Origin of the sequence: Blautia sp. AF14-40 (assembly GCF_003479665.1) — a bacterium.
Classification (GTDB): domain Bacteria; phylum Bacillota; class Clostridia; order Lachnospirales; family Lachnospiraceae; genus Fusicatenibacter; species Fusicatenibacter saccharivorans.
Genome location: NZ_QUHK01000001.1, coordinates 249,693 through 274,134, shown reverse-complemented (window position 1 = coordinate 274,134; position 24,442 = coordinate 249,693). Strand labels below are relative to the sequence as shown.

Sequence of the window (24,442 nt, the reverse complement as noted above, 5' to 3'; positions counted from 1 at the left end):
GTGATTTAAACTTACCATAGTCCGGGCGAAAGCGCAAGCATTGTCTGCCCGTTTAATTCTAAATTTTTTCTAAAGCCTGAAACGCAGAAAATTTTCAGAACTTTTCCCGGATCTTTTTTTCTCCAAACGCAAGCCGCTTTTCCAGCTCCTGCCCATTTTCTGCCCCAAGGATTTTTCGCATTACACTCTCTTCTTCCCGGATTCCTTTTCCGTGAAGTACGCCGTATGCGCCGGCATCACTTCCCGCCGCAAGCACAACGTCCTTTTCAAATGCGAGCTGCAGACCTTTTTTCTGCGTCTCAAAAATCCACGCCAGCGTTTCAGCCGGATATCTGCCGTTCTCCAGAAGATTCGAAACCGTCACAATTGTCGGCACCCAGATTGTTGCATGCTCTGCCATACAGCAGATGCTCTCTTCATTCTGAAAGTTCCCGTGTTCAACCGAGTCCACGCCTGCCTCTGCCGCATCCATCACAGCCTGTGCGCCGTTCACATGCGCCATCACAGAAAGCCCCGCATCATGTGCCGCAGCCGTCATTGCAAAAACCTCCTCCCTGGAAAGCGGCTCACTGGTCACATGCCCCTTTGTCGCGAAATCCAGGATTCCCGTCGTCATGATCTTGATAAAATCTCCGCCCGCACGGCGTACTTCACGCACAAGCGCACAATACTCTTTCCAGTCTGAAAATGCGCGTCCGACAATTTTTCCATAACGGCCCGCCCTGTGAATCGCAAAAACCGGTGTGCGGTATGTGATCCCGTACTCCGGCGCAAGGCTCCGTGCAAGAACACCCGCCCCGTACGGATCCCCGCCGTCACGCACATAGGAAATCCCTGCCTTCTGATACGCCGCCAGATGTTCCCGGATCAGATCCTCCCGCGGGCCGTTTTCATGCGCTGCCGCCGCCTTTTTGTAATCCACACCGTCCATAAAAATATGGGCATGGCATTCTGCTGTCACCATTTTTGTTTACCGCCTTATCTCCGATTCCACCACAGCTTCTCTACGGCCCATTTTCCAGTTCTGCTCCGAGAGATACAGATGATATCCACAGCCGTTTTCTACTCGCCAGTCATAGTAACTCTTCTGTGGCACGCCGTACTGCTCAAGGATACTCATGATCGTGCCTCCGTGTACCACCATCGCCACGTTGCGGTAATGGCGGCGGATACACGTATCCACCATCTTGTCAAAGCCGGCGATGCAGCGGTCCTTGAACTGCTGCGGGCTCTCACCGCCCGGAAAGGCAAGCGTCGCCATGGAATCAATCCACTCCTGGTATTTCGGATTATCTTTTAATTCCTGATAATTTTTGTTCTCAAACTCACCAAAATTGCACTCTGCAAATTCCGGGATTTTGACCTGTTTGGCGTACGGATACAGAATGTCTGCCGTTTCCAGACACCGTTTCAGCGGGCTGACGAACAGAAGCTCAACAGTATCCATCGTCCGCTGTTCCAGCTCTTTTTTCCCTTCCTCACACAGTGGTTCATCCGTCACGCCGATATACCGTCCTAATGTATTGCCATAGGTTTTTCCATGGCGGATCATTGCAATTTTAATCATGTTTTTCCTCACCTTTCAGCAGGATTCCGATTCCGCACACCACACGGGTTACCGAATCAGCCTTTGCTGCCAGCTCCGTACAGATGCGCCCCGTCTTTTCCCGCCATTTCCGGTCGAAGGGTTCGATCGGAACCACTCCGTAACCGAGTTCATTCGTAACAATGCAGATTTCCGGATTTTTCTGCAGCAGTTCTTCCAGTTCCGCTTCCGGTGCAGTCCCGGTCTCCTCTTCCAGAAGGAGCCATCTGCGGACCAGTTCCTGAAAATCATATACGCCGGAACATGCCGACAGCTCCTCTTTCGAAACTGCTGCCCCATCGGCCCATCCTGTTTCTTTTCCGGTCATCTTCTTTGCAAAGTTAAGCTTTCCCTGAAAAGCCCCTCCAATTACTAATTTCATTTCCAGTTCTCCATTCCAAGAGAAAGTACCACAAGAGACAGGAGCTGTGCCAGCTCACAGAGCGAAAGGAAATAGCCTGCGAGATCTCCTGTAATTCCTCCAAAATACTTACTGCTTTTCCATTTATAATAACAGAATACCAGTGCCGATACAACCAGTACATCCAGTGCCGCCCAGACGCAGAACGAAGCTGAGAGCGCCGTCACGGCAAAAATCGTCACAACAAGCACCGCCGCCGTTCTTTTTTTCTCTGCGCTCATGCCAAACGCTGCCGCTGTTCCTTTCGGATTGGCATTTGGAAAAAACACGATCGAAAGACCGCTGAACGATCTCGAAACTGCGAAGCCAAATGCATACGCCGGAAAAATCTTCCAGATAAGTTCTCCGGCTGCGCCCGCGTACAGTACAAAATACAGACATCCCATAATAATCGCAAATGCTCCGGCGTGCGGGTCTTTTAAGATTTCCAGTCGGCGCTGTTTTTCTCTCCAGGAACTTAACGCATCCATCGTATCCAGATAGCCGTCGAGGTGAATACCGCCCGTCACCAGAACCGGAACTGCCGTCAGCACTGCAGCCCGCAGCATGCTTCCCGCGCCAATCTGCTTCAGCAGCCAGAAAAGCACCGCCGAAACTGCACCAACAGCCAGTCCGACCCACGGAAAGAAACACAACGCATATTTCATGTTCTCTTTTTCCCAGTCTGCCGGCGGCATCGGGATTTTCGAGTACATGGCAAACGCCACTTTAAAGTTATTCCATATCGTTTTCATCTTATTCTTTTTTTATTCTGACGGGAATCCCATACACAACCTCGGTCACACAGTCCGCCATCTCTGCCAGACGTACATTAATGTTTCCCAGGATCCGCTGGTATTCCATCGTCTCCTCCTCATATCGGTATCCGTCCGAAAAAATTTCATTCGTCACCAGAACCAGATTCCGCGCCTGATGGGCCAGACGGGAAACGCCCGCAAGAATTTCCTCCTCCGCCCGCGCTTTTCCCGCCCCGGATGGATCAAATATCTCATTTGCCGTGAGATTCGACATACATTCGAGCAGCACATCGCTTCCCGGTTCCAGCTCCACTTCTTTTAAATTCGTATAACACTCAATCGTCGAAAACTTCTTTGCCGCGCGCATCTTCCGGTGGCGTGCAATACGCGCCTGCCCTTCCGCACCGAATGGCTGCATCGTTGCGATATAAACCCTCCGTGTTCCGCCAAAATCCAGAATACACTGCTCCGCATACGCCGATTTTCCGCTGCCGCTGCCGCCTGTAACCAGATGTATCATCGTTTCACCTGCCTTTTTTAAGTCAGCGGCACATACGTTTCGATCTGTGCCTCGTCAAATGTCGCCATGCCGCGGTATACGGCATTTGCCTGATCCAGAATCGGGAAAAGCATGATGGCGCCCGTTCCCTCGCCCAGACACATATCGCAGTGCAGGAAGGCTTCTTTTCCAAGCTCTGCAAGCAGCAGATGCGCCGCCGGCTCCTTCGATACGTGCGAAGCGATCATATAGTCCTTTGCAAACGGTGCAATCCGTGCAGCAAGAAGCGCTGCCACACAGGAAATAAAGCCATCCATCACAACCGGAACGCCATGTGCAGCCCCTGCAAGAAAGACACCCGCCATGCCGGCAATGTCAAAACCGCCGACCTTTGCCAGCACATCGATGGGATCGGACGGATCCGGCTGATTGATGGCAATTGCTTTTTCAATCGCTGCAATTTTCCGCGCAAGACCTTCACTCGAAAGCCCGGCGCCCCGTCCCGTCAGTTCCGGAACCGGCTGATTCAGGAAAACGGCTGCCATTGCACTGCTCGTCGTCGTATTTCCAATGCCCATCTCACCGGTTGCCATCAGCTGATAGCCCGCCGCAATTTTTTCTTCCGCCACGGCGATTCCTGTTTCAAGCGCACGAACGGCCTCTTCCCTTGTCATCGCCGGACCTTTTGCCATATTTTTTGTTCCATACGCAACTTTATACCGCGGAACCTTCGTATCGCGCGCCATTCCGATATCAATCGGAAACAGATCCGCATGCGCGCCGCGGCAGAGAATGGCTGCTGTCGCCTTCTCCTGCAGAAAATTTTCCGCAACTGTCGCTGTCACTTCCTGACCGCTCTGCGTCACGTTTTCTTCCACAACGCCATTGTCCGCACAGAACGTCAGAAGTGCTCTTTTTTCAATCGAAATCTCCTCTTTTCCGGTGATTCCGGCAATCTGGATGAGCACGTCCTCCAGCTTTCCGAGGCTGTGGAGCGGTTTTGCAATGCCGTCCCAGTGAGCCTTGGCACGATCCATCGCCTCTTTCGAAAGCGGATGGATCTGTTCGATTGTTTCCTGTAATGTCATCTTTTGTTCGCCCCTTCTTTCGATATGACGTCCGATCAGCTCTGTTTTTTCACCCAGTTCACAAAGAAAATATGGGAATCTTCCCGCGCTGTTCCGCTGGAAGTTGTCCATTTATAGGTGTATGTATATGTCACACATTTTTCTTTATCCATATTCAGATTTTTAAATGCTTTCGGAGTCATGAAATATAGATAATCAAAATCATCTCTCGTATCGCCAAAGCCCGGGATCACACGCTTTGTGCCGTTCTTCAGATATGCATCCATGATCGACTGGGATTCATCCACTGCACCGTAGGCTCCATTATTTTTCAGCTGATTGATAATCGAACTGCTCTGCTCCGCAATTCCCGTCAGATAGTTTGTCAGACTTCCGTTCCGCGCCGGTTCAAACTGCTGCTGTTTATAAATCGCGGTGCGGAGCGAAATATTCTGTGCCGCCATCCGGTTCCGGATGACCATCGCAACTGCCGTCATACCTGTTTTTCTCTGGACACCCGCCTCCGCACTGCAGATAGCCGCAAAGAAATCACGGTCACTCACAGACGGATCCGTGTAATACTGATGCTCCATCGTATAATATTTTCCGCTTACGCTGTCCTTTGCACGCACATACTGGCTTGAGCCGAGAATGCACACTCCGTTTTCGTCAAAGCTGTAGTACCAGTTGCTGCTGTTCTTTTTCAGCAGAGCGTAATACGATTTTACCATCTTTCCGTCGCTTCCAAAGTAATACCAGCCCGTCTGCGGATCACCGCTTACCATCCGTTTCTGTGCATTGAGCCACTGGTTCTTTGCCATGCCTCCCCAGTCTTTAAAGTAATAGGAAGCGCCGTTGATAGTCCGCTCTCCCGTCACCATCACGCCGTTGGCATCGGCATAGTAACTGTTGTTTAAATGCGTAAAGAAGGTATTGCGGTACATCGCACCATTTTCCCGGAAGTAATACCACTGGTTCTCTTTCGAAAGCCAGCCCGTCACCATCTTTCCATCCGCATCGGCATAATACATTTCACCGCCAAGCTGGAAAAAGGTACCACGGTACATGCCGCCCCAGCCCCGGAAATAATAATACGTACCATTGATTTTCTGCCAGCCGGTTACCATCTTTCCATCTGCATTCACACGATATGTATTGTTGTCATATTCAAAAAAGCGGTCAAAATACTGCTCTCCGTTTTCATCAAAATAGTAATATGTACTGCCCTGCTGCAGCCAGCCGACGGTCAGTTTTCCATCTGCAGCCGCATGGCATACACTCGTTCCGTTTTTGATGAATGCATTCTGATACATGCCGCCCCAGTCCTTGAAATAGTACCAGTCACCGTCGATCTGTTTTTTTCCGACAGCCATCTTTCCGTTCTCATCGGCATAGTAAAGTGCACTTCCTGTCGGTGCTTTGAAAAAGGTGCTGCGGTACATGCCGCCCCAGCTTCGGAAATAATACCAGGTTCCATCCTGCAGCAGCCAGCCGGTCGTCATCTTTCCATCCGTATCAACATGATAAATATTATTTTTATGCGTCAGAAAGGTGTTTTGTGCCATGCCGCCCCAGCTTCGGAAGTAATACCAGATCCCGTCAATCTGTTCGAACCCGGATGCCATTTTTCCATCCGCATCAACATAATACGTATTCTTGTCATACTCAAAAAAACGATTCCGGTACATCGCGCCCTGATCATCAAAATAATAATACACATCATCGATCAGTTTCCAGCCGGTCGCCATTTTTCCGTCCGCATCAGAATAATACGGTACATTTTTCACGGTGTAAAAGGCATCCCGGTAAACACCGCCCCAGCTTTGGAAATAATACCAGGCTCCATCAAGTTTTTTCCAGCCGACCGCCATTTTTCCGTCATTATTCAGGTAGTAACGGTTCTTGTCGTACTCTCTCCAGGCTCCTTTGACAATGGTACCATCCGGATCCTTAAAATACCAGATCCCGTTCTCATTCACCCATGGGTAATAGCTTCCAGCCTGCACGGATACCGCCGTCTCTTCGGGCTTTCCGCTCTGTACTTCTGCCGCCGGAAGATCCGAGGCGGCATTTTCCGCTGTCGAATCCGGCGTCTCCGTTTCTGTCATCTCCGGCGTATTTTCGTCTGTGGTTTCCGCCTCCGATGTTTCTTCTGTTTCTTCCTGTGTAACAGCAGAAGCCTCATTTACCAGACTCTGCTCTGTGCCTGCTCCAAATACGTTCGCAGCACTGACAGCGGTTGTCACGCAGGCTGCCGCCAGTACTCCCCTGATTACTTTATTTTTCATTATTTATTCTTCTCTCCCTGCAAAAACAGGCAAAGCCTGCTGTGTGCTCTGCCTGTTTTAAAATTCTGCTCCTGCTTTATCTTATTTCAAAAACGCCCGAACAGTCTCCGGCATCTGATCTACATCACACTCTGTCGTATGAAGCACCGGTGCAGTACGGATTTCTTCGATCGCACGCGGAATCTCGGTATTGGCAAGTGCAGACAGCTTGTCTACCTGCTCCAGTACTGGAAGGGTGTCATACTCCGGTGCAATCGCTGCAAGAACGCTGCTTGTAAATTTATACGGGCTTGCGGTAGATGCGATGACGGTCTTAGTTTCGTCATAGGTTTCCTCGCGGTATTTTCCGTATACAGCCGCTGCAACCGCGGTATGGGTATCAATCACATATCCGGTATCGCTGTACAGTTTTGCAATCGCGTCTGCTGTCTCCTGTTCGGATGCATAATTGCCGTAGAAGTCTGCCAGCTCTTTTTTCATCGCATCGGTGATCTCATATTTTCCGTCCTTTGCAAGATCCTGCATCAGCTCGCGGTCTGCTGCTTCGCTGTTTCCGGCGATGCGGTAGATCAGACGCTCCAGATTGCTCGAGATCAGGATATCCATGGACGGTGATGTTGTCAGAATAAAGTCTCTGTTTCTGTCGTAAACGCCGGTGCGGAAGAAGTCAAACAGAACTTTGTTCTCATTGGAAGCGCAGATCAGTTTTGCGATCGGCAGTCCCATCTGTTTTGCATAGAATGCAGCGAGAATATTTCCGAAGTTTCCGGTCGGAACGGTTACATTGATCTTTTCTCCGTCTGCAATCTCTCCGTTTTTCACCAGGTTTGCGTAAGCATATACGTAGTAGACGACCTGCGGAACGAGTCTTCCGATGTTGATCGAGTTTGCAGAGCTGAACTGGAAGCCTTTATCTGCCAGCTCTTTTCCAAGCTCTTTGTCGTTAAACATTTTCTTCACGCCGGTCTGTGCGTCGTCGAAGTTTCCGTGGATGGCAACAACGTGGGTATTTTTGCCCTTCTGTGTTACCATCTGTTTTTCCTGAATCGGGCTTACGCCGTTCTTCGGGTAAAATACAATAATTCTGGTGCCCGGCACATCTGCAAAGCCTGCCATTGCTGCTTTTCCGGTATCTCCCGATGTAGCAGTTAAGATAACGATCTCATTTTTCACGCCGTTTTTCTTTGCGGCGGTCGTCATCAGATGCGGCAGAATGGAAAGTGCCATGTCCTTGAACGCGATCGTTGCGCCGTGGAACAACTCCAGATAGTAAACACCGTCTGCTTTTGTCAGCGGTGCAATTTCCTCTGTGTCAAATTTTGCATCGTATGCGTTTGCAATACAGTTTTTCAGTTCATCTTCTGTAAAGTCGGTAAGAAAACGGCTCATTACCTCGTATGCCACTTCCTGATAGCTCATAGCCGCAAGTTTTTCCATGGGAACATCCAGTGCTGGAATGGAGGTCGGTACAAATAATCCGCCGTCGTCGGACAGACCCTTTAAGATTGCCTGGGATGCAGTTACGGTTTCTCCATTGCCTCTGGTACTTTTGTATAATACTTCCATGCTCTTTCTCTCCTTCACTTTGACTCCCGGCAGAGCCTCTCTAACTCCCGGCCGGATACGTTTCAGATTAGTTTTACCTGTACGCTTCCTCTTATTATAATGGATGAAGTATGAAAAAACAACAAAAATATACAAAAAATGACTGTGCACAAAAATGCACAGCCATTTTCCACCATTCTGCCAAAATATTTTTTGTCAGAATGTATGATTTAATTTTCGTCGGACTCCTCCGTTTTTGCTTCGCCGTCTTCTAACGCCGGAGCTTCCCTTTCTGTCTCCTCGAGTGCGAGTGCCTCTTCCTCTTTTTCCGCATTCTCTGCGATTTTATCTTCCGCCCAGGTCACAAACGCTGCCGCGTCTCCGATTTCAAAGCGTTTCTTATCGAGAAAGGTGCTTCTGCCTCCGATGGTGATGCGGATAAAGTTGTCAAACTCCGTCACCTTTGTCAGCTCTTCGAGCGGAATATCAGTGCTTCTGCCCTCTTTTTCGTATGTCATTGTGAGCACCTGCTCAGTAAAACGAAGGGTACGTTCTCCAAGGAGTCCTCTCTTTTTGCATTTTTTCATCTGTGAACGTGCCATCAGATTCGGCAGAAACGTACACAGAAGTGCCATCAGAATGGAGATTCCAAGATTGAAGAAGTCTCCCGGCATGATAAATCCCCGCGCTGCTGCACCGTAGATCATAAAAGCGATCGCAGCCACAACAGCAATCCCTGTAATGATCCGCAGTACCAGACGTACTTTTTTTATCTCGGTGCCGTAAATCTCCACAAACATTCCTTTGGTGTATTCAATTTTGTTTTTAAACAGCATATGCTCTCTCTTTTCTTATCGGTTGTTGATTGCAGTTACCAGCGCGTCGATGGAAGCGCGGATGATATCCGGATCTACGCCTGCGCCCCAGGAAAGGATTCCGTCCGGCTTTTTGATGCCGACGTAGGCAATTGCCTGTGCACTTGAGCTCTGCTCCAGCGCGTGCTCCGTATAGCTGACCAGATCATACTGCAGATTGTACTGCTGTTTCAGCGCGTTGCTGACAGCATTCAGACGGCCGTTTCCTTCTGCATATACAGTTGCATACTCACCGCCCTCGTAATTGGAGGTAACCTGTGCTTCAATTCTGCCCTCATCGAGCTGTTTAAAGTGAACGCCGTTGATGTTGTACGGTGTCGTTACGTTCTCGAAGGTATCTTTAAAGAGTTCAAAGATCTCATCCGGACGCAGCTCTTTATGCAGATGATCGGAAACGGATTTTGCGGTATAGCTCATAGCCTCGCGCATCTTCGCCGGCAGATTCAGGCCGTATTTCGTCTCCAGAATATAGCCGACACCGCCCTTTCCAGACTGGCTGTTGATGCGGATGACGTCTGCATCGTAGTTTCTTCCGATATCGGTCGGATCGATCGGCAGATACGGAACGGTCCAGGTATCCGGTGCTTTCTCCTCGATCCAGTGCATGCCTTTTGCGATCGCATCCTGATGGGAACCGGAGAAGGCTGCAAATACGAGAGATCCGCAGTACGGGCTTCTCGGGTTGATGCTCATACCGGTGAAGGATTCAAATGCATGGCAGAGTTTCGGCATATCGGAGAAGTCAAGCTCCGGATCGACGCCCTGCATGTACATGTTCATGCCGACCGTGATAATATCCACGTTTCCGGTTCTCTCGCCGTTTCCGAACAGCGTTCCCTCGATACGGTCTGCTCCGGCAAGGATACCCATCTCTGCATCGGAAACGCCGCAGCCGCGGTCATTGTGCGGATGAAGGGAAAGAACGACATTATCGCGGTATTTCAGGTTTTTGCTCATGTATTCCACCTGGCTTGCATAAACGTGCGGCATGGAAAGCTCCACGGTGCTCGGCAGGTTGATGATGGCTTTGCGGTCTGCAGTCGGCTGCCATACGTCGAGAACGGCGTTGCACACCTCAAGCGCATATTCCGGCTCGGTTCCGGTAAAGCTCTCCGGGCTGTACTCGAAGCGGTATTTCTCGCCGGCCTCTTCTGTCAGCTCTTTTAAGAGCTTCGCTCCCTCAACGGCGATTTTCAGGATGTCTTCTTTCGACTTTTTGAAGACCTGCTGACGCTGTGCATAGGAAGTGGAATTGTAAACGTGAACGATAGCATTCTTGCAGCCCTTTAATGCCTTGAAGGTCTTGCGGATGATATGCTCTCTCGCCTGGGTCAAAACCTGAACGGTTACGTCTTCCGGGATCAGATCCTGCTCGATCAGGGTGCGGAGAAACTCATATTCGGTCTCGGATGCTGCCGGGAAGCCAACCTCGATCTCTTTGAAACCAACTTCCACAAGAAGTTTGAAGAACTCTACCTTCTGTTCCAGGCTCATCGGAATGACAAGCGCCTGGTTTCCGTCACGCAAGTCAACGCTGCACCATACCGGTGCTTTCTCGATGCTGTCTTTTTTTGCCCAGTCCATGCACGGAACCGGCGGCATATAGTACTGTTTCTGATACTTCTTTACATTCATCATGATTTTCTCCTCTCAGAAAGTGAAATATAATTTATTCTGCCGACATAAATTCGGGATGAAAGCATAAAAAAATCTCTCATCTTCTGTGTCGGCTTCTGACACAAGAGACGAAAGACTTGCTATCTTACGCGGTACCACTCCTGTTTTACAGAGATTTTCTCTGTACACTCTGCGGATACGGATGAAACATCTGCATATCCTGCCCCTCTAACGGTGGGTTTCCGTCTGCACCTACTCTTTTTATTCTAAATTTGGGAGCAGCGGCTCTGAGGTCAGTTCCACGGAATTCGTCTGCTGTTTCGCATCACCCAACAGCTTTCTGGATTCGGAAGCTCCATGTAGTATTCCTCTTCTTTGCCTTTTTCCTAACTTGGCTCTTATGTTACCATTTTTCTCCATCTCTGTCAAGCGCAAAACGCAGGATTCCGTAAAAATACACCCGCCGGAAAGGAGGCTCCGGCGGGTGCTCTAATACATGATTTCGTTGTTTTATTTGTTGTACTCTTCCAGGTATTTCTGGTAATCCTCTACCTGTTTTCCGTGGATTTCCTTGAGCTCATCCAGTGTAGTCGGAACAGCCAGTCCTAAGTTGTCCAGCCAGTCTTTCCAGATCCACAGAGTCTCACATGCCGGCTCTGCAACGTCGCCCGGGATACGGTAAATTCCGTTGTCTCCGGATGCATAGAACATAACGCCAGGATCTACGCTGTTGTAGTAGTCAACCATGTTGGTGTATTTCTTCATATACGGAGAAACATCCACCAGAAGGCCTGCGTCTACCCATTTCGTATAGTCAGCTTCCATGTTCCACCACCAGATGATGTCCGGTCGCTGTGTCTCATCGCCCATCAGAAGGGAAATTTTGGATGTTGCATCCGACCAGCCCGGCAGTGCAATGATATCGATATCCAGGTTGCAGCGGTCCTCCATCCATTTCTGCATTTCGCTCTCTCCTTTCCTTCCGGCGATATAATGCATTATTTTGCACCATTATTTTTTAATGTGTGATATTAACAAGGTTTTTATTCTTGCGTTTTTGTTCAGTTTAGTTTTCCTTAAATGCACCATTTTGCATTACTAATTAGTGTTTTTCTACATGGCATTTATGCACGAATTTGAATCATTGCAAAAAGGGAGCCGGAAACGCCCCGGCAGACGGTTTTTCTTCTCGTCCGCCGGGGCGTCCCTAGCTTTCTTTCTTTGTTCACTTTTTCCTGTTTTTTCTATTTCTTTCTATCCCTGACGCTTGCACGAGGAACGGCGCACCACAACCTCCCCCGAAACGAGAATCCGCTCTTTCGGCGCTTCCGGGTGCTCCTCCCGCCATAAAAATTCATGCACCATACGGCGGCCAAGCCACTTCGTATCGACATGAACGGTTGAGAAGAACGGATACAGCATCCGGTCCTCATCATCATCAAATCCGGTCAGTGCCACATCCTCCGGCACGCGCACGCCGATTTTCCGGAAGGATTCTGTCAGTCTTTTGGCGATCATATCGTTGCCGCAGACAATCGCTTCCGGCAGTGTATCGTAGCTCGCCACAATCTTGTCAAAATTTTCCGGGTAATAAAAATGATCGCTCTCCATATTGGGGCGCACAAGCTCCTCCTCGAGCGGAATGCCCGCCTGTTCCATCGCTGCAAGGAAACCGACATACCGGTCATGCATCGACTCATACGTGCTGCTGTGCTCACTCAGGAAACCGATCCGCGTCATGCCCTGCCCGATCAGATGGGACGTCAGAAGACTCACCGGTTGCACACCGTCCACACGCACGATATCGCCCATCGGCCGCTGTTCGATACCGCAGTAATGGTCGAGCTGAAAAATGCGGTATCCCAGATTTACCAGTTTCTGCATATATTCCAGCGGCAGCATTTTAATGCAGAAGATCGCATCGATATTTTCATTCAGGCCGAGCGGCAGAATGCCGTTCTCCTCCTCCCGCTCCGTCACGACCGCAACGCGCGTCTGACAGTTATTGAGGCTCGCCTCCTCGGAGATGCCGCTCACGACACGGTCCCAATAAACAGCGGCATCCCGCGTACGCAGAACCATAATATTGTAATGCTTCTCCTGCGGTGCCCGAACTTCTTCCACATATACATTTTCGCCCAGATAGCCATTTCTTTTCGCCATCCGAAGAACTCTCTCCCGCGTCACCGGAGCTACCTTCGGATCATCCTTTAATGCCATGGCAACCGTATTCCGGGACAATCCCAGCTCCTTTGCCATACTCTGTATCGTTACTTTCCCCATAACTTCCTCCCTGTTTTTTCTGCGCAATTCATTTTTCTTCCGCACACGTCTTTGTCTGTAAGAAAAAAAGTGCCGTAAAACGACACTCTTACCGATCGGGGCAACAGGATTTGAACCTGCGACCTCACGGCCCCCAGCCGTGCGCGCTACCAAGCTACGCCATACCCCGTAATCATGTTTTCATTATACCAGCGAACTTCTGAAAAATCAATGTTATTTTTCCCTCTCCCGTTTCATTACATTCATTTCTTTATTTCGTGTCATATTCTCTTTTATTTTACTATATTGTCACTTTTTCTTTCTGAATATGTAATTTTTCGACGTTTTCCACGTATCATAAGTGAAAGGGGAAAATCGTATGCCATACAAACTTTCACCTCTGGCATGCCCGTCTGCAAAGACTATGTAAAAACTGAATAAAAGGAGACATCGTAATGGAAACTGAAATTTACTTTCTACTACACTCTTTAGGAATTGGTGCAAAATACCGCGGATTTCGCTATCTCGCCTATGGTATCGCTTTATGCATGGAAGACGAAGATTATCTCCTTCGGGTCAGCAAAACGCTGTACCCAAAGATCGCGCAAACGTTTCAGGTATCGTCCTCCTGCGTCGAACGAGACATCCGCACCGCTATTTCCGTCTGCTGGACCCGCGGAAACCGTGATCTGCTCTTTTCGCTTTCTGTGCATCCGGTTCTGACAAAACCGACCAATTCCGAATTTTTTGATATTTTAAGTTCTTATATCAAATACTACCGTGCTTTTCCTGCCTGTCGTCAGGAGGCATAAAAAAAACGAATACAGAAAAGATAACACTTCCGCGCCCTATCATATTGGGGGATATGCATGGCGCGGAAGTGTTTTTTCTATGATAAAACGATAGAACGAAAAAAGGAGACTGCCCGCAAAGGCAGCCTCCCGATATGGATCATTTGACAGCAAACCGATTAGTTGTTGATCAGTTTGTCCTCGTTGCTCCAGCTGTACAGTTTTCTGACTTCTTCTCCGACTTTCTCTGACGGATGCTCTGCAGCTTTTCTTCTCATTGCACGGAAGTGAGCCTGTCCGCCTGCTGGGGACATATCCAGAAGGAAGTCTTTTGCGAAAGTACCATCCTGGATATCGGAAAGGATCTTCTTCATGGTCTTCTTGGTTTCTTCTGTGATGATCTTCGGTCCGGTGATGTAATCGCCGTACTCGGCTGTGTTGGAGATGGAGTATCTCATTCCGGAGAATCCCGACTGATAGATCAGGTCTACGATCAGTTTCATCTCATGGATGCACTCGAAGTATGCGTTTCTTGGGTCGTATCCAGCCTCGCACAGAGTCTCAAATCCAGCCTGCATCAGGGCGCATACACCGCCGCAGAGAACTGCCTGCTCACCGAACAGGTCTGTTTCGGTCTCAGTTCTGAAGGTTGTCTCCAGAAGACCAGCTCTTGCTCCGCCGATTCCAAGGCCGTAAGCCAGTGCTCTGTCCAGAGCTTTTCCGGTGTAATCCTGCTCAACAGCAACCAGGCAAGGAGTTCCTTTGCCAGCCTGATACTCGCTTCTTACTGTGTGGCCAGGTGCTTTCGGAGCGATCATAGCTACATCTACGTTCTTCGGAGGTACGATCTGTCCGAAGTGGATAGCGAAACCATGAGCGAACATCAGCATGTTGCCCTCTTCCAGGTTTGGCTCGATATCTTTTTTGTACATTGCAGCCTGTTTCTCATCGTTGATCAGGATCATGATGATATCAGCCTGTTTTGCAGCCTCAGCAGCGGTGTATACTTTGAATCCCTGTGCCTCTGCTTTTGCCCAGGATTTGCTGCCTTCATAAAGTCCAATAATAACATCACAGCCGGAATCTTTCAGGTTCAGTGCATGAGCATGTCCCTGGCTTCCGTAGCCGATAATTGCGATTTTTTTGCCTTCCAGTAAAGAGAGATTACAATCTTCCTGATAAAAAAGTCTTGCTGCCATTTTATTTTCCTCCATATATATAGAATGTCTTGACCGGCGGCAGGTCGGTCAATTTATACAGCGAAAAGCATTTCTGCCTTTTGCTGTTTGTCAGGGAAATGAACTTTTCTATACAAAAACTTCATTCCTCTAGCAAACGTATGTAATGTGATCTGCGTTAATCGAGGTAACGCACATCGTGGACTCCTCTGGAGAGTCCTGTCACTCCTGTTCTGGCCAGTTCCAGGATTTCGTATCCCTGTACCAGATTCAGGAACCCTTCGAGCTTTGACTGGTTTCCGGTCAGCTCTACAATCAGGCTTTCCTGTCCCACATCCACGATTCTTCCACGGAAGACATCGGAGATGGCGATGACATTGCGGCGTTCATTTTCATTCACACGGATTTTGACCAGCATCAGCTCTCGTCTGACACTCTCGTCCGGCTTCAGCTCTTTGATATCCCGCACATCGACAAGTTTTGCCAGCTGTTTTTTGATCTGCTCCAGAATCATTTCATCACTGCAGTACAGAACAACAGTCATTCTTGTGTATCGCGGGTCTGCTGTCACACCGGCGGTGATCGTCTCGATATTGTATCCGCGTCGGCTGAAAAGACCAGCTACTCTGCTTAAAAGTCCCGGCGTATTATCCACCAGCAGGGATAATGTTCTTTTCTGTTCCATAAACACCAACTTTCCTCCATCCGCAGGCGCCGCGGATTTTCAGCAATTTCTTACAACTTCCAACGCCTTATCCAATATATTAGCAACTCATCCTCGCTTTGTCAACAAAAATTTTACCAAATTATTCTTTTCGGCAAAAATCTTTTGCTTCCTGTGGTTCCCATTTGCGCACCTTCCGGTCATACGTAAGGATGCCGTTCGACTCCTCCTCGACATCGGTAAGCTGTGTGTAGACTGCTGCGGCAAGTCCCTGTTCTGTGAGTTCTCTTATCTTTTCTGCCAGTGCATCCATCGCTTTCTGGTACTGTGCCTGGTTCTGGTATGTGCGGTAGCCGAACGATTTTTCGGAGTAGAGATGCTCCTGTACCGGATACGTATAGCCGCCGTATTCAGAAAAAGCAAACGCGCGCTCCTCCGGTTTTACTTTTAACGGACGAAAGTAATTGTGAAGGCTCTTGATGTCCCCCGCTCCCTGATCGTACCAGCCGCTCGCGTGGTCGATCTGCCGCGTCGGATCGAGAGCGCGCACCATTTCTGTCATCTCCCTGGCATCAAACTGTCCCCATCCCTCGTTGAACAGAACCCAGAGCGACACGCACGGTGCATTGTAAAGCTGATGAACCGTCTCGCGGCACTCCCGCTTCCACCACTCTCTTCCCGTTTTTGAGGTCCGCGAAAAGAGCGGATAACAGTTATCCCTGAATTCCGTTGTCACAAACGGCAGTACGGTCGGAAGGTACAAAAGGAACGTCTGGATCGACCGGCCGCCGCCGTTGATCATATCCTGCCACACCAGCATACCGATATGGTCGCAGTGGGAATACCATCTTGCGCACTCAACTTTCAGGTGTTTCCGGATCATATTGAAACCGAGGCGTTTGGCCGTCTTAATGTCATAAACCATCGCCTCATCGGACGGCGGCGTGTAGAGGCTTTCCGGCCAATAACCCTGGTCGAGGACACCGTTCTGGAAATACGGCTTTCCGTTTAAGAGAAGACGCGTGATTCCTTTCTCATCTTTTCCAATGCCGAATTTGCGCATGCCGAAATAACTCTCGATGCGGTCTTCTCCCGCTTCAATGGAAACCCCATAGAGATGCGGATGTTCCGGGCTCCAGCCTGCAAAATTACCGAGAATCAGCTCCGCCTCGTTTTCTCTCGTCTCCCGGACGCAGATCACCTTCGCATCCGGCGCTTCGCTCTCCCGCACCGTAATTTTTTTCGTCAGTCCCGCATCCGGTCCGTTGAGGAAAACCCGTACTTTTACGCTCGCCGTATCATATTCCGGCGTGATCACGATGCGTTCCAGATACGTCTCCGGCACCCATTCCATCCAGACGCTCTGCCAGATGCCGCTCTGCGCGGTGTAAAACATGCCGCCCGGGGTAAGGCTCTGCTTTCCGCGGCCCTTCCAGTCCGTGTCCGTCTCATCGCGCACCTTGACGGCAAGCTCGTTCTCTCCCGTTTTGAGATACGGCGTAAGATCCACTGAAAAAGAAAGATACCCGCCGAGATGGCCTCCGGCACGCTTTCCGTTGCAGTAAATTACCGCATCCTGATCCACGGCGCCGAACTGCAGCAGCAGCCGTTTTCCGGCAGGAATTTTGGGAAGCTGAATCGTGCGGAAGTACCACAGATATTCTTTTGGAAGCAGCTGCCGCTTCACGCCGGACGCATCGCACTCCGGGGAAAACGGAACGAGAATTTTTCCGTCCCGCTGTTCTGGCATTTTCTGCGTTTCCGTGAACGCATACTCCCACCATCCGTTCAGATTTGTCCAGTTTTCCCGGCGCATCTGCGGACGCGGATATTCCGGAAACGGGAGCTCTTCTTCCGGATTTTTCCCAAATTCCGTAGAAAGGCGGAATTTTTTTCCTTCCTTTTTTCCAATCTGTAATGCTTTGACCGCATTTTTGAAGTCCATTCTTTTCCCTCTTTTTCTGATTTTTATGATTGATAAAAGCGTGCCCGGACAAAATCCCGGACACGCTTTTGGTGTACTGAAAATCAAAGCGGATATTCGCAATCCGGTTAGATAAACGCCAGCGTTTTCATCAGATACAGCCAGAACGTCAGCGTAAAGGCACTGCCGCACGTTGTGAGCATAACGGTGTTTGCCGTCAGACTTCCCTCATGACCCATATTTTTCGCCATGATAAAACTGCTCACCGTCGTTGCGGAACCCAGCATCACAAGGATTGCCACCAATTTTTCCTGACGGAAGCCAAGTATCACGGCGATCGGCAGAAAGGCAGCTGCAAGACCGACCAGCTTAATCGCAGCTGCAGCAATCGACGGCCGGATATTCTTTGCCGCGCTCTTTGCCTCAAACGACGCACCCATCGCAATCAGGCCGAGCGGCGTTGCAAGTACCGCAATATTCTGCACCGTTTTCTGCAGAATCACCGGCTTTGGAATGCGAAGCACCGACCAGAGAAGTCCTGCAGCGATCCCGAGGATAATCGGGTTTGTCACGATATTTTTCGCCGTCTTTTTCACAAAATCTGCCGTGATCTCCTCCCGTTCCGGACGGAATACTGCAAGAACGACAACCGCCATGATATTATACAGCGGCACACTGCTGATGATCATCAGCGGCGCCATGCCGGAATTTCCGTAGATATTCTGGATAAAGGCAATACCAAGGATCGCCGCACTGCTCCGGTACGCCGCCTGGATAAATTCGCCTCTTGCACTTCTCTCTTTTAAGAGATGGGAAAGTCCCCATACCGCAAGAATTGAGAGCAGTGTTGCAAAGAAGCAGAACAGAACGAATTTGATATCCCACACAGCGGAGAAATCAGAATCCGACAGGTCCTGGAACAGCAGCACCGGGAGTGCGATTTTAAACACAAATTTGTTCATTTTGCTTGTGAACGATTCGTCCAGAATACCAACCTTTCGAAAGAAAAGTCCCAAAATCATTGTCAGGAAGATCGGCATCGTCGCGTTCAGGCTGAAGATCAGATTACTCATACCAGCGTTTTTCCTGCCAGTACATTTTTATAATCTTCGTAGTTCTCTTCGAGAAGCTTCGGCGTATTCAGACCGTAGGGACATTTCTTCATGCAGGCGCCGCAGTGGAGACAACCTTCGATTTTCTTCATCATCGCCTGGCCGCGCTCGGTGAGCTGGTTGGCGGACGGGGAACGGCGCAGAAGCAGGCTCATGCGCGCGCAGGTGTTAATCTCAATGCCTGCCGGACATGGCATACAGTAACCGCAGCCGCGGCAGAAGTTGCCGGAGAGCTCTTTCTGGTCTTTCTCGATGATCGCCTTGATTTCATCCGTCATGGCAGGCGGACAGGCAATGTAGCTTAAGAACTCGTCCAGCTCTTTTTCTCTCTGGACGCCCCAGATCGGAAGCACGTTGTCGTACTGGTCTTCAAAAGCATATGCAGCCGCGGAGTTTGTGATCAGCCCGCCCGAGAGCGCTTTCATTGCGATAAAGCCGATATTTTTCTCTTTGCATCCCTGTACCAGTGCTTTCTCACGGTCCGTTGCCAGATAGCAGAACGGGAACTGCAGCGTCTCGTAAAGACCGGACTCGATGATCTCCTCTGCCACGCTCATGCGGTGGTTCGTGATACCGATGTGGCGGATTTTTCCCTGTGCTTTTGCTTCCAGCATCGCCTCATACAGGCCGGTTCCATCTCCCGGCTTAGGACAGAAGGACGGATTGTGGAACTGATAGATATCGATGTAATCCGTCTTCAAAAGGGAAAGGCTTGTCTCCAGATCCTTCCAGAACCCCTCCACATCCTTTGCCATCGTCTTCGTAGAGATAAAGACCTTCTCACGCATTTTCTCAAACGCTGCGCCTAATTTTTCCTCGCTGTCGCTGTATGCACGCGCGGTATCAAAAAAGCGGATGCCTCCGTCATACGCTTTGCGCAGCAGATAAACAGCGTCTTCTTTCGTGACACGCTGTACCGGCAGCGCGCCGAAGCCGTTCTTGTTTACACAGATTCCTGTACTTCCCAGTGTTACCATGGACATACTTATGTTCCTCCTTTTTCGCTTTCATTGTTTCAACTCACAGTCGGTATTTCACGGAGTCTGACATGTCGAAAATAGTTCGACTGTGACTTGCCTCATGTCAGTGGAGGATACCGATTTCTCTCCGCCCGCCAATGCCGTTATGTTTCTTTTAGCAATTCATCCCACCGCTTCAGAAACGGGGGACTTCTTGTCTACTGGTGTTAAAATCCGTTATTTCTATAGTATCACACTTTCTGTCAGACGGCAAACGCGATTTAAAGAGGCAGGCACAAAGGGAAATACTTTCCTTTTATGTCTGCCTCTGAATATCATTTTTTATTTTACTTCTTTATAAAAGTTTACGCAGTCCGACGGATCATAATAGATTTTATTATCCGCAAGCAGCGTGGAAACACCGTTCTGTACTTCGATGATGCTGACCGCACAGTTGTACGGCACGCCGCCGTGCCAGAAGTCGTTCTTGTCTTCATAGACATTGCGCAGCAGCGCGCGCATGCAGCAGCCGTGGGTGGCGATCAGGATCGTCTTGTCCTGGAACTCCGGTTTCGCAGTCAGCTCATGATAGAACGCTTCTGCCCGGTCGCAGACCTCCTGGATTGTCTCTCCGTCTCCCGCCGGGCGGAAGTGGAACGGATCTCTGTAAAAATCGTCGAAGTGTTCAGACGGAATCTCAAAATTGTTTGCCCGGCATCCAAGCCCTTCCCAGGAGCCAAAGGAAAGCTCCATCAGGCGGTCGTCGGTCGTAAGCGGCACATTTCTGCCCGCAAGGACGAGCTCTGCCGTGTGCTTTGCGCGGCGCAGTGGACTGGAAATTCCAAGGTCAAACGGGATATTTTTCAGTCCTTCCGCCGTCACTTTCGCCAGACGGACACCGTTCTCATTCAGCTCGGTGTCCGTCTGGCCCTGCAGTCTGCCTTCTACGTTCCACGCGGTTTCACCGTGGCGCATGATATAAAGTTTCATAAAAATCAGCCTCTCAGTTCGATGTTGAACTCATTCTGCAGTTTCTTGCAGATCTTCTCGACAAATTTCTGTACTTTTTCGAAGTCAAATGCTTCTTCCTTCGGTGCAAAGGTGACGGTGAACGCCATGCTCTTCTTGCCTTCCGGAATCTGGCCGCCCTCGTAAACATCGAACAGACGGATCTCTTTTACGTATTTGTTTGCCTCGCGGATACAGTTCTCTACATCGCCGCAGCTGATGTTTTTGTCCATGACAAATGCCAGGTCACGTTTCTCCTCCTGGAATTTGGAGATCGGCTGGAAGGTGCGTTTTTTGCCGTACCATCTGGAGAGCTCTTTTAAGTCAAGCTCCATGATGTAAGCGGAAGCACGCATGCTCAGCTCGTTCTGGATATCATATGCTGCTTTTCCGAAGTATCCGATTTCTGTACCCTCGCAGAGTACTTTCACTGCCTGATACGGATGCAGGAAGGATTTCTGAACCGGCTCGTAGGTGAACTCAATGTCCATGCTCTCGGCGATGGTGTTGGCGATGCCCTTCATAGTGAAGAAGCTCTCGTTGTTTCCGAAGGTTCCGACGCAGAGAACTTTTCTCTCATCCGGGTAGGATGTCAGCGGCAGGGACTCCGGAATGTAGATGCTTGCTACCTCGAACAGTCTTCCTTCAAGGGTGCCCTGTTTCTCATTTCTGGAAATGGCATTCAGCATGGAAGCTGCCAGTGTGGTACGCATCAGGGACAGATCCTGGTTGATCGGGTTGATGATCTCGATGGCATTTCTCTCTTTTGCATCTGCCGGCAGTTTCAAAAGATCCAGATCTGCAGGGGAGAAGAAGGAGTAATGCATGCACTCGTAGATACCCATGGTGCATAAGGTATTCTTCAGTGCCAGCTCGCCTTTCTGCTCTTCATTGTAGCCGCCCATCGTTACCTGTGCAGCGGAAAGGAAGGTATCGGTTACGTGATCGTAGCCGTACATACGGATGACTTCCTCTGCCACGTCCGGATAGCGCTCGACATCGTTCTCTCCCTCCGGCAGCATATCCTCACGATAAGCCGGAACCTGGATGGTCAGCTCATCGCCGTTGATTTCCGGTGCAAAGTTCAGGTTTTTCATAATGCGGAGAATCTCTGCTTCCGGAACTTCGATACCGAGTACGCCGTTTACTTTGCTGACACTGACGGTCATCGGAGTCGGATCAATGGAGTTTCCGGTGTTCACATCGAAATGGGTACGGGAAACTTTACCGCAGCCAAGCTCTTCCATCAGATGCAGGGCACGTTTCATACCAAGTACGGTTGAATACTCGTCTACGCCTTTCTCATATCTTGCACTGGCATCCGTCGCTTTTCCAAGCGCACGGGCTGTCTTTCTGACGTTGTCGCGTGCGAATTTTGCGGACTCAAACATAACAGCCTCTGTCGTGTCGCGGATCTCGGAGTTTAAGCCTCCCATGACACCGGCAAGTGCAACCGGTTTTACGCCGTCGCAGATCACGAGGTTGTTCTCATTCATTGTGTATTCCTGCTCATCGAGGGTCACAATCTTTTCATTTTCTTTTGCTCTTCTGACACAGATTTCATTGCCTTCCAGATAAGAGCAGTCAAAAGCATGCATCGGCTGACCGATCTCTTTTAAGACGTAGTTTGTGATATCAACCACGTTGGAGATCGCGGACATGCCGACGAGTGCCAGACGGCGTTTCATCCATGCCGGGGACTCTCCGATTTTTACGTCATATACGTAATGAGCGCTGTAACGCGGGCAGAGTTCCGGAGCTTCCACGCGGACAGAGAAGCCTTCTTTTTCCACATCCGTCTCGTTGTAATCGGTTGCCGGCATTTTTAAAGGTTTTTCCAGCATCGCCGATACTTCTCTTGCGATACCGAGGATACTCTGGCAGTCCGGTCTGTTTGCAGTCAGGGAGATATCAAAGATCCAGTCGTCAAGACCTGTCAGCTCTTTGACATCTGCGCCAAGCTCGGCATCTTCCGGCAGAACAAGCAGTCCGTTGTAGCCTGCGCCCGGGTACAGATCCTCGGTAAGGCCGAGCTCCACGCCGGAGCAGAGCATTCCGCAGGACTCATATCCTCTTAATTTTCCTTTTTTGATGGTCATAACACCCTCGATGGTCTTATGATCTTTTGCTGTTGCATAAACAGAAGCGCCAGGAAGGGCAACCGGGAATTTTCCGCCGGTGCGCACGTTGTCGGCGCCGCAGCAGATCTGCATGGTGCCGTGTTCTCCTGCATTTACCTGGCACACATGAAGATGGGTCTCCGGGATCGGCTCGCAGCTCTCCACCAGCCCGACAACAACATTGCTGATGTCTTTTCCCACCTGATAACGCTCTTCTACTTCAAAACCGCCGTCGAACAGTTTTTTCTCCAGTTCTTCCGGGGTAACATCAATATCTACATATTCTTTCAGCCAACTTAACGGTACTAACATATTAAACCTCCAAATTCAAACTGTTTCGTCTTTATTTCTCGTTAATCTGATTTAAAACCCGCAGATCGGAACCGAATAACAGTTTGATGTTGTTGATTCCGTATTTCAGCATGGCGATACGCTCCAGGCCGATGCCAAAAGCGAAGCCGCTGTACTCTTCTGAATCAATGCCGCAGTTCTCCAGCACGCGTTTGTTTACGATACCTGCTCCAAGGACCTCGATCCAGCCGGTTCCCTTGCAGAGGCTGCATCCTTTTCCGCCGCAGGCGAAGCAGCTGCAGTCTACCTCAACGGACGGCTCCGTGAACGGGAAGTAAGACGGACGGAGACGGGTTGTGGTTCCCTCGCCGTAGATCTTCTGTACGAGTACGTCGAGCATTCCTTTCAGGTCGCAGAGGGTGATGTTTTTGTCGACAACGAGTCCCTCCATCTGATGGAACATCGGAGAATGGGTTGCGTCGTCATCAGACCGAAAAACACGTCCCGGGGAAAGGATCTTGATCGGCGGCTTTTTGTTTTCCATGACATGAATCTGGCCTGCCGATGTCTGGGTACGAAGCAGGAATTCCGGGGAGAGATAGAAGGTATCCTGCATATCTCTTGCCGGGTGATCCTGTGGTGTATTCAGTGCAGTAAAGTTGTAGTAATCGGTCTCGATTTCTCTTCCCTCGTATACCTCAAAGCCCATGCCTGCAAAGATGTCGATGAGCTGTTTGCGGATCAGGGTAACCGGATGAAGGTTTCCGATCGCTGTCTCTTCTGCCGGAAGGGTCAGGTCGATTTTCTCGGACTCATATTTCTTCTGCAGCTCGCGCTCTTTCATCTCCTCTTCCACTTTCTGGAAACGGCCAAGCGCCCACTCTTTTAACTCATTGACGGATTTACCGTAGTTTGCGCGCTCTTCCGGGGCAATGTTTTTCATTTCTTTCATCAGCCCGCTGATCTTACTTTTCTTTCCTTCCAGATACTCGCTCTTAAATTCATACAGTTCTTTGGAGCTTTTCAGCTCTTCCAGTCCATTTTCAATCTTCTGTTTTAATTCAGACAGATGGCCGGTTAATACACTTTTTTCCTGCATTTGACTCTCCTACTTTCTTTTTCTTGCTTGTTTGATGGTAAATGTGAAAAACAATCAGATACCCCGCTGCAAACAGCGGAGCATCTGATTTTCGTGGCAGTCGCCAGATATCCATGCAAGCATGGCTGCCTGGCTCGTTGCTCACGAAAAAAAGACCCCGCCCCACAAAGGGACGAGATCTGAAATTTCGCGGTACCACCCTGATTTCTGCAGATACTTCCTGCAGACACTCATAGCCGGTGCTGTAACGTACACCAAACGTCTGTCCCTACTTGCATTTCCAGTATCCTGCTATGCGTTCCGGACATCTGCTCCAATGCGAAATTTGAAATATTCCTGAACCTGAAGGAGCTTGCAGCCGATGACTCCCTCTCTCTGGCGGAAAAAATATTTCTCTGAA

The 24,442-nt window shown here is 49.7% G+C and carries 21 protein-coding genes, 1 tRNA gene and 2 other annotated features (1 of these 24 running past the window's edge); of the genes, 1 reads left to right on the top strand and 21 read right to left on the bottom strand.

Annotated elements, in window-relative coordinates:
• Window positions 1-94: 94 nt before the first annotated feature.
• From DWW13_RS01320 to DWW13_RS01260, 13 genes are all read right to left on the bottom strand, one after another.
• Window positions 95-964 (bottom strand): amidohydrolase family protein, encoded by an 870-nt coding sequence (locus DWW13_RS01320; RefSeq protein ID WP_022462295.1) that lies wholly within the window; start codon window positions 962-964, stop codon window positions 95-97.
• 6 nt (window positions 965-970) lie between these two features.
• A complete protein-coding gene (locus DWW13_RS01315; protein WP_022462294.1) occupies window positions 971-1,567 on the bottom strand; it encodes a histidine phosphatase family protein in 597 nt (198 codons plus the stop codon).
• Complete coding sequence (locus DWW13_RS01310; RefSeq protein WP_118600614.1) at window positions 1,560-1,967, bottom strand: bifunctional adenosylcobinamide kinase/adenosylcobinamide-phosphate guanylyltransferase; 408 nt, start codon at window positions 1,965-1,967, stop codon at window positions 1,560-1,562. The genes DWW13_RS01315 and DWW13_RS01310 overlap by 8 nt, the downstream gene beginning before the upstream one ends.
• On the bottom strand, window positions 1,964-2,740 hold the full coding sequence (locus tag DWW13_RS01305; protein WP_118719006.1) for an adenosylcobinamide-GDP ribazoletransferase: 777 nt from the start codon (window positions 2,738-2,740) through the stop codon (window positions 1,964-1,966). The genes DWW13_RS01310 and DWW13_RS01305 overlap by 4 nt, the downstream gene beginning before the upstream one ends.
• A 1-nt stretch (window position 2,741) precedes the next feature.
• Window positions 2,742-3,263: a bifunctional adenosylcobinamide kinase/adenosylcobinamide-phosphate guanylyltransferase gene (locus tag DWW13_RS01300; RefSeq protein ID WP_022462291.1), complete on the bottom strand. Its 522-nt coding sequence runs from the start codon at window positions 3,261-3,263 to the stop codon at window positions 2,742-2,744.
• A 17-nt stretch (window positions 3,264-3,280) separates the two neighbouring features.
• On the bottom strand, window positions 3,281-4,330 hold the full coding sequence (gene cobT, locus DWW13_RS01295; protein ID WP_022462290.1) for a nicotinate-nucleotide--dimethylbenzimidazole phosphoribosyltransferase: 1,050 nt from the start codon (window positions 4,328-4,330) through the stop codon (window positions 3,281-3,283).
• Between the two features lie 35 nt (window positions 4,331-4,365).
• The gene (locus DWW13_RS01290; protein WP_118719004.1) at window positions 4,366-6,597 is read right to left on the bottom strand and encodes a cell wall hydrolase; all 2,232 of its coding nucleotides are present in this window, start codon (window positions 6,595-6,597) and stop codon (window positions 4,366-4,368) included.
• Between the two features lie 81 nt (window positions 6,598-6,678).
• A complete protein-coding gene (thrC, locus tag DWW13_RS01285) occupies window positions 6,679-8,163 on the bottom strand; it encodes a threonine synthase (protein WP_117760348.1) in 1,485 nt (494 codons plus the stop codon).
• A 209-nt stretch (window positions 8,164-8,372) separates the two neighbouring features.
• Window positions 8,373-8,978, bottom strand: a complete 606-nt coding sequence (locus DWW13_RS01280; RefSeq protein ID WP_055218094.1) for a hypothetical protein — start codon at window positions 8,976-8,978, stop codon at window positions 8,373-8,375.
• Window positions 8,979-8,993: 15 nt separating this feature from the next.
• The gene (locus DWW13_RS01275) at window positions 8,994-10,655 is read right to left on the bottom strand and encodes a 2-isopropylmalate synthase (RefSeq protein WP_173815153.1); all 1,662 of its coding nucleotides are present in this window, start codon (window positions 10,653-10,655) and stop codon (window positions 8,994-8,996) included.
• A 100-nt stretch (window positions 10,656-10,755) separates the two neighbouring features.
• Window positions 10,756-11,019, bottom strand: a binding site (T-box leader).
• A gap of 125 nt (window positions 11,020-11,144) precedes the next feature.
• Window positions 11,145-11,597: an extracellular solute-binding protein gene (locus tag DWW13_RS01270; protein ID WP_158568304.1), complete on the bottom strand. Its 453-nt coding sequence runs from the start codon at window positions 11,595-11,597 to the stop codon at window positions 11,145-11,147.
• 291 nt (window positions 11,598-11,888) lie between these two features.
• Window positions 11,889-12,917, bottom strand: a complete 1,029-nt coding sequence (locus DWW13_RS01265; protein ID WP_118600608.1) for a LacI family DNA-binding transcriptional regulator — start codon at window positions 12,915-12,917, stop codon at window positions 11,889-11,891.
• A gap of 95 nt (window positions 12,918-13,012) precedes the next feature.
• Window positions 13,013-13,086: transfer RNA gene (locus tag DWW13_RS01260), tRNA-Pro, on the bottom strand.
• A 265-nt stretch (window positions 13,087-13,351) separates the two neighbouring features.
• Between DWW13_RS01260 and DWW13_RS01255 the strand changes: the two genes are divergently transcribed.
• Window positions 13,352-13,708: a sporulation initiation factor Spo0A C-terminal domain-containing protein gene (locus DWW13_RS01255; RefSeq protein ID WP_022462283.1), complete on the top strand. Its 357-nt coding sequence runs from the start codon at window positions 13,352-13,354 to the stop codon at window positions 13,706-13,708.
• Window positions 13,709-13,866: 158 nt separating this feature from the next.
• On the opposite strand, the gene ilvC is transcribed toward DWW13_RS01255, so the two are convergent.
• From ilvC to pheS, 8 genes are all read right to left on the bottom strand, one after another.
• Window positions 13,867-14,886 carry a ketol-acid reductoisomerase gene (gene ilvC / locus DWW13_RS01250; protein ID WP_022462282.1) on the bottom strand — a complete coding sequence of 340 codons (1,020 nt, stop codon included), beginning with the start codon at window positions 14,884-14,886 and terminating at the stop codon, window positions 13,867-13,869.
• Window positions 14,887-15,043: 157 nt separating this feature from the next.
• Window positions 15,044-15,550: an acetolactate synthase small subunit gene (gene ilvN / locus DWW13_RS01245; protein ID WP_055226439.1), complete on the bottom strand. Its 507-nt coding sequence runs from the start codon at window positions 15,548-15,550 to the stop codon at window positions 15,044-15,046.
• 121 nt (window positions 15,551-15,671) lie between these two features.
• A complete protein-coding gene (locus tag DWW13_RS01240) occupies window positions 15,672-17,474 on the bottom strand; it encodes a glycoside hydrolase family 2 protein (protein ID WP_118719000.1) in 1,803 nt (600 codons plus the stop codon).
• A 107-nt stretch (window positions 17,475-17,581) separates the two neighbouring features.
• The gene (locus DWW13_RS01235) at window positions 17,582-18,526 is read right to left on the bottom strand and encodes an AEC family transporter (RefSeq protein WP_117760351.1); all 945 of its coding nucleotides are present in this window, start codon (window positions 18,524-18,526) and stop codon (window positions 17,582-17,584) included.
• Window positions 18,523-19,548, bottom strand: coding sequence for an aldo/keto reductase (locus tag DWW13_RS01230; protein WP_117760352.1), 1,026 nt, complete (start codon window positions 19,546-19,548; stop codon window positions 18,523-18,525). The genes DWW13_RS01235 and DWW13_RS01230 overlap by 4 nt, the downstream gene beginning before the upstream one ends.
• A gap of 318 nt (window positions 19,549-19,866) precedes the next feature.
• The gene (locus tag DWW13_RS01225; RefSeq protein WP_117509036.1) at window positions 19,867-20,514 is read right to left on the bottom strand and encodes a histidine phosphatase family protein; all 648 of its coding nucleotides are present in this window, start codon (window positions 20,512-20,514) and stop codon (window positions 19,867-19,869) included.
• Window positions 20,515-20,519: 5 nt separating this feature from the next.
• The gene (gene pheT / locus DWW13_RS01220; protein WP_117760353.1) at window positions 20,520-22,964 is read right to left on the bottom strand and encodes a phenylalanine--tRNA ligase subunit beta; all 2,445 of its coding nucleotides are present in this window, start codon (window positions 22,962-22,964) and stop codon (window positions 20,520-20,522) included.
• A 31-nt stretch (window positions 22,965-22,995) separates the two neighbouring features.
• Window positions 22,996-24,042, bottom strand: coding sequence for a phenylalanine--tRNA ligase subunit alpha (pheS, locus tag DWW13_RS01215; RefSeq protein WP_022461828.1), 1,047 nt, complete (start codon window positions 24,040-24,042; stop codon window positions 22,996-22,998).
• A 165-nt stretch (window positions 24,043-24,207) separates the two neighbouring features.
• Window positions 24,208-24,442 (bottom strand) — a binding site (T-box leader); it runs 18 nt beyond the window's last position.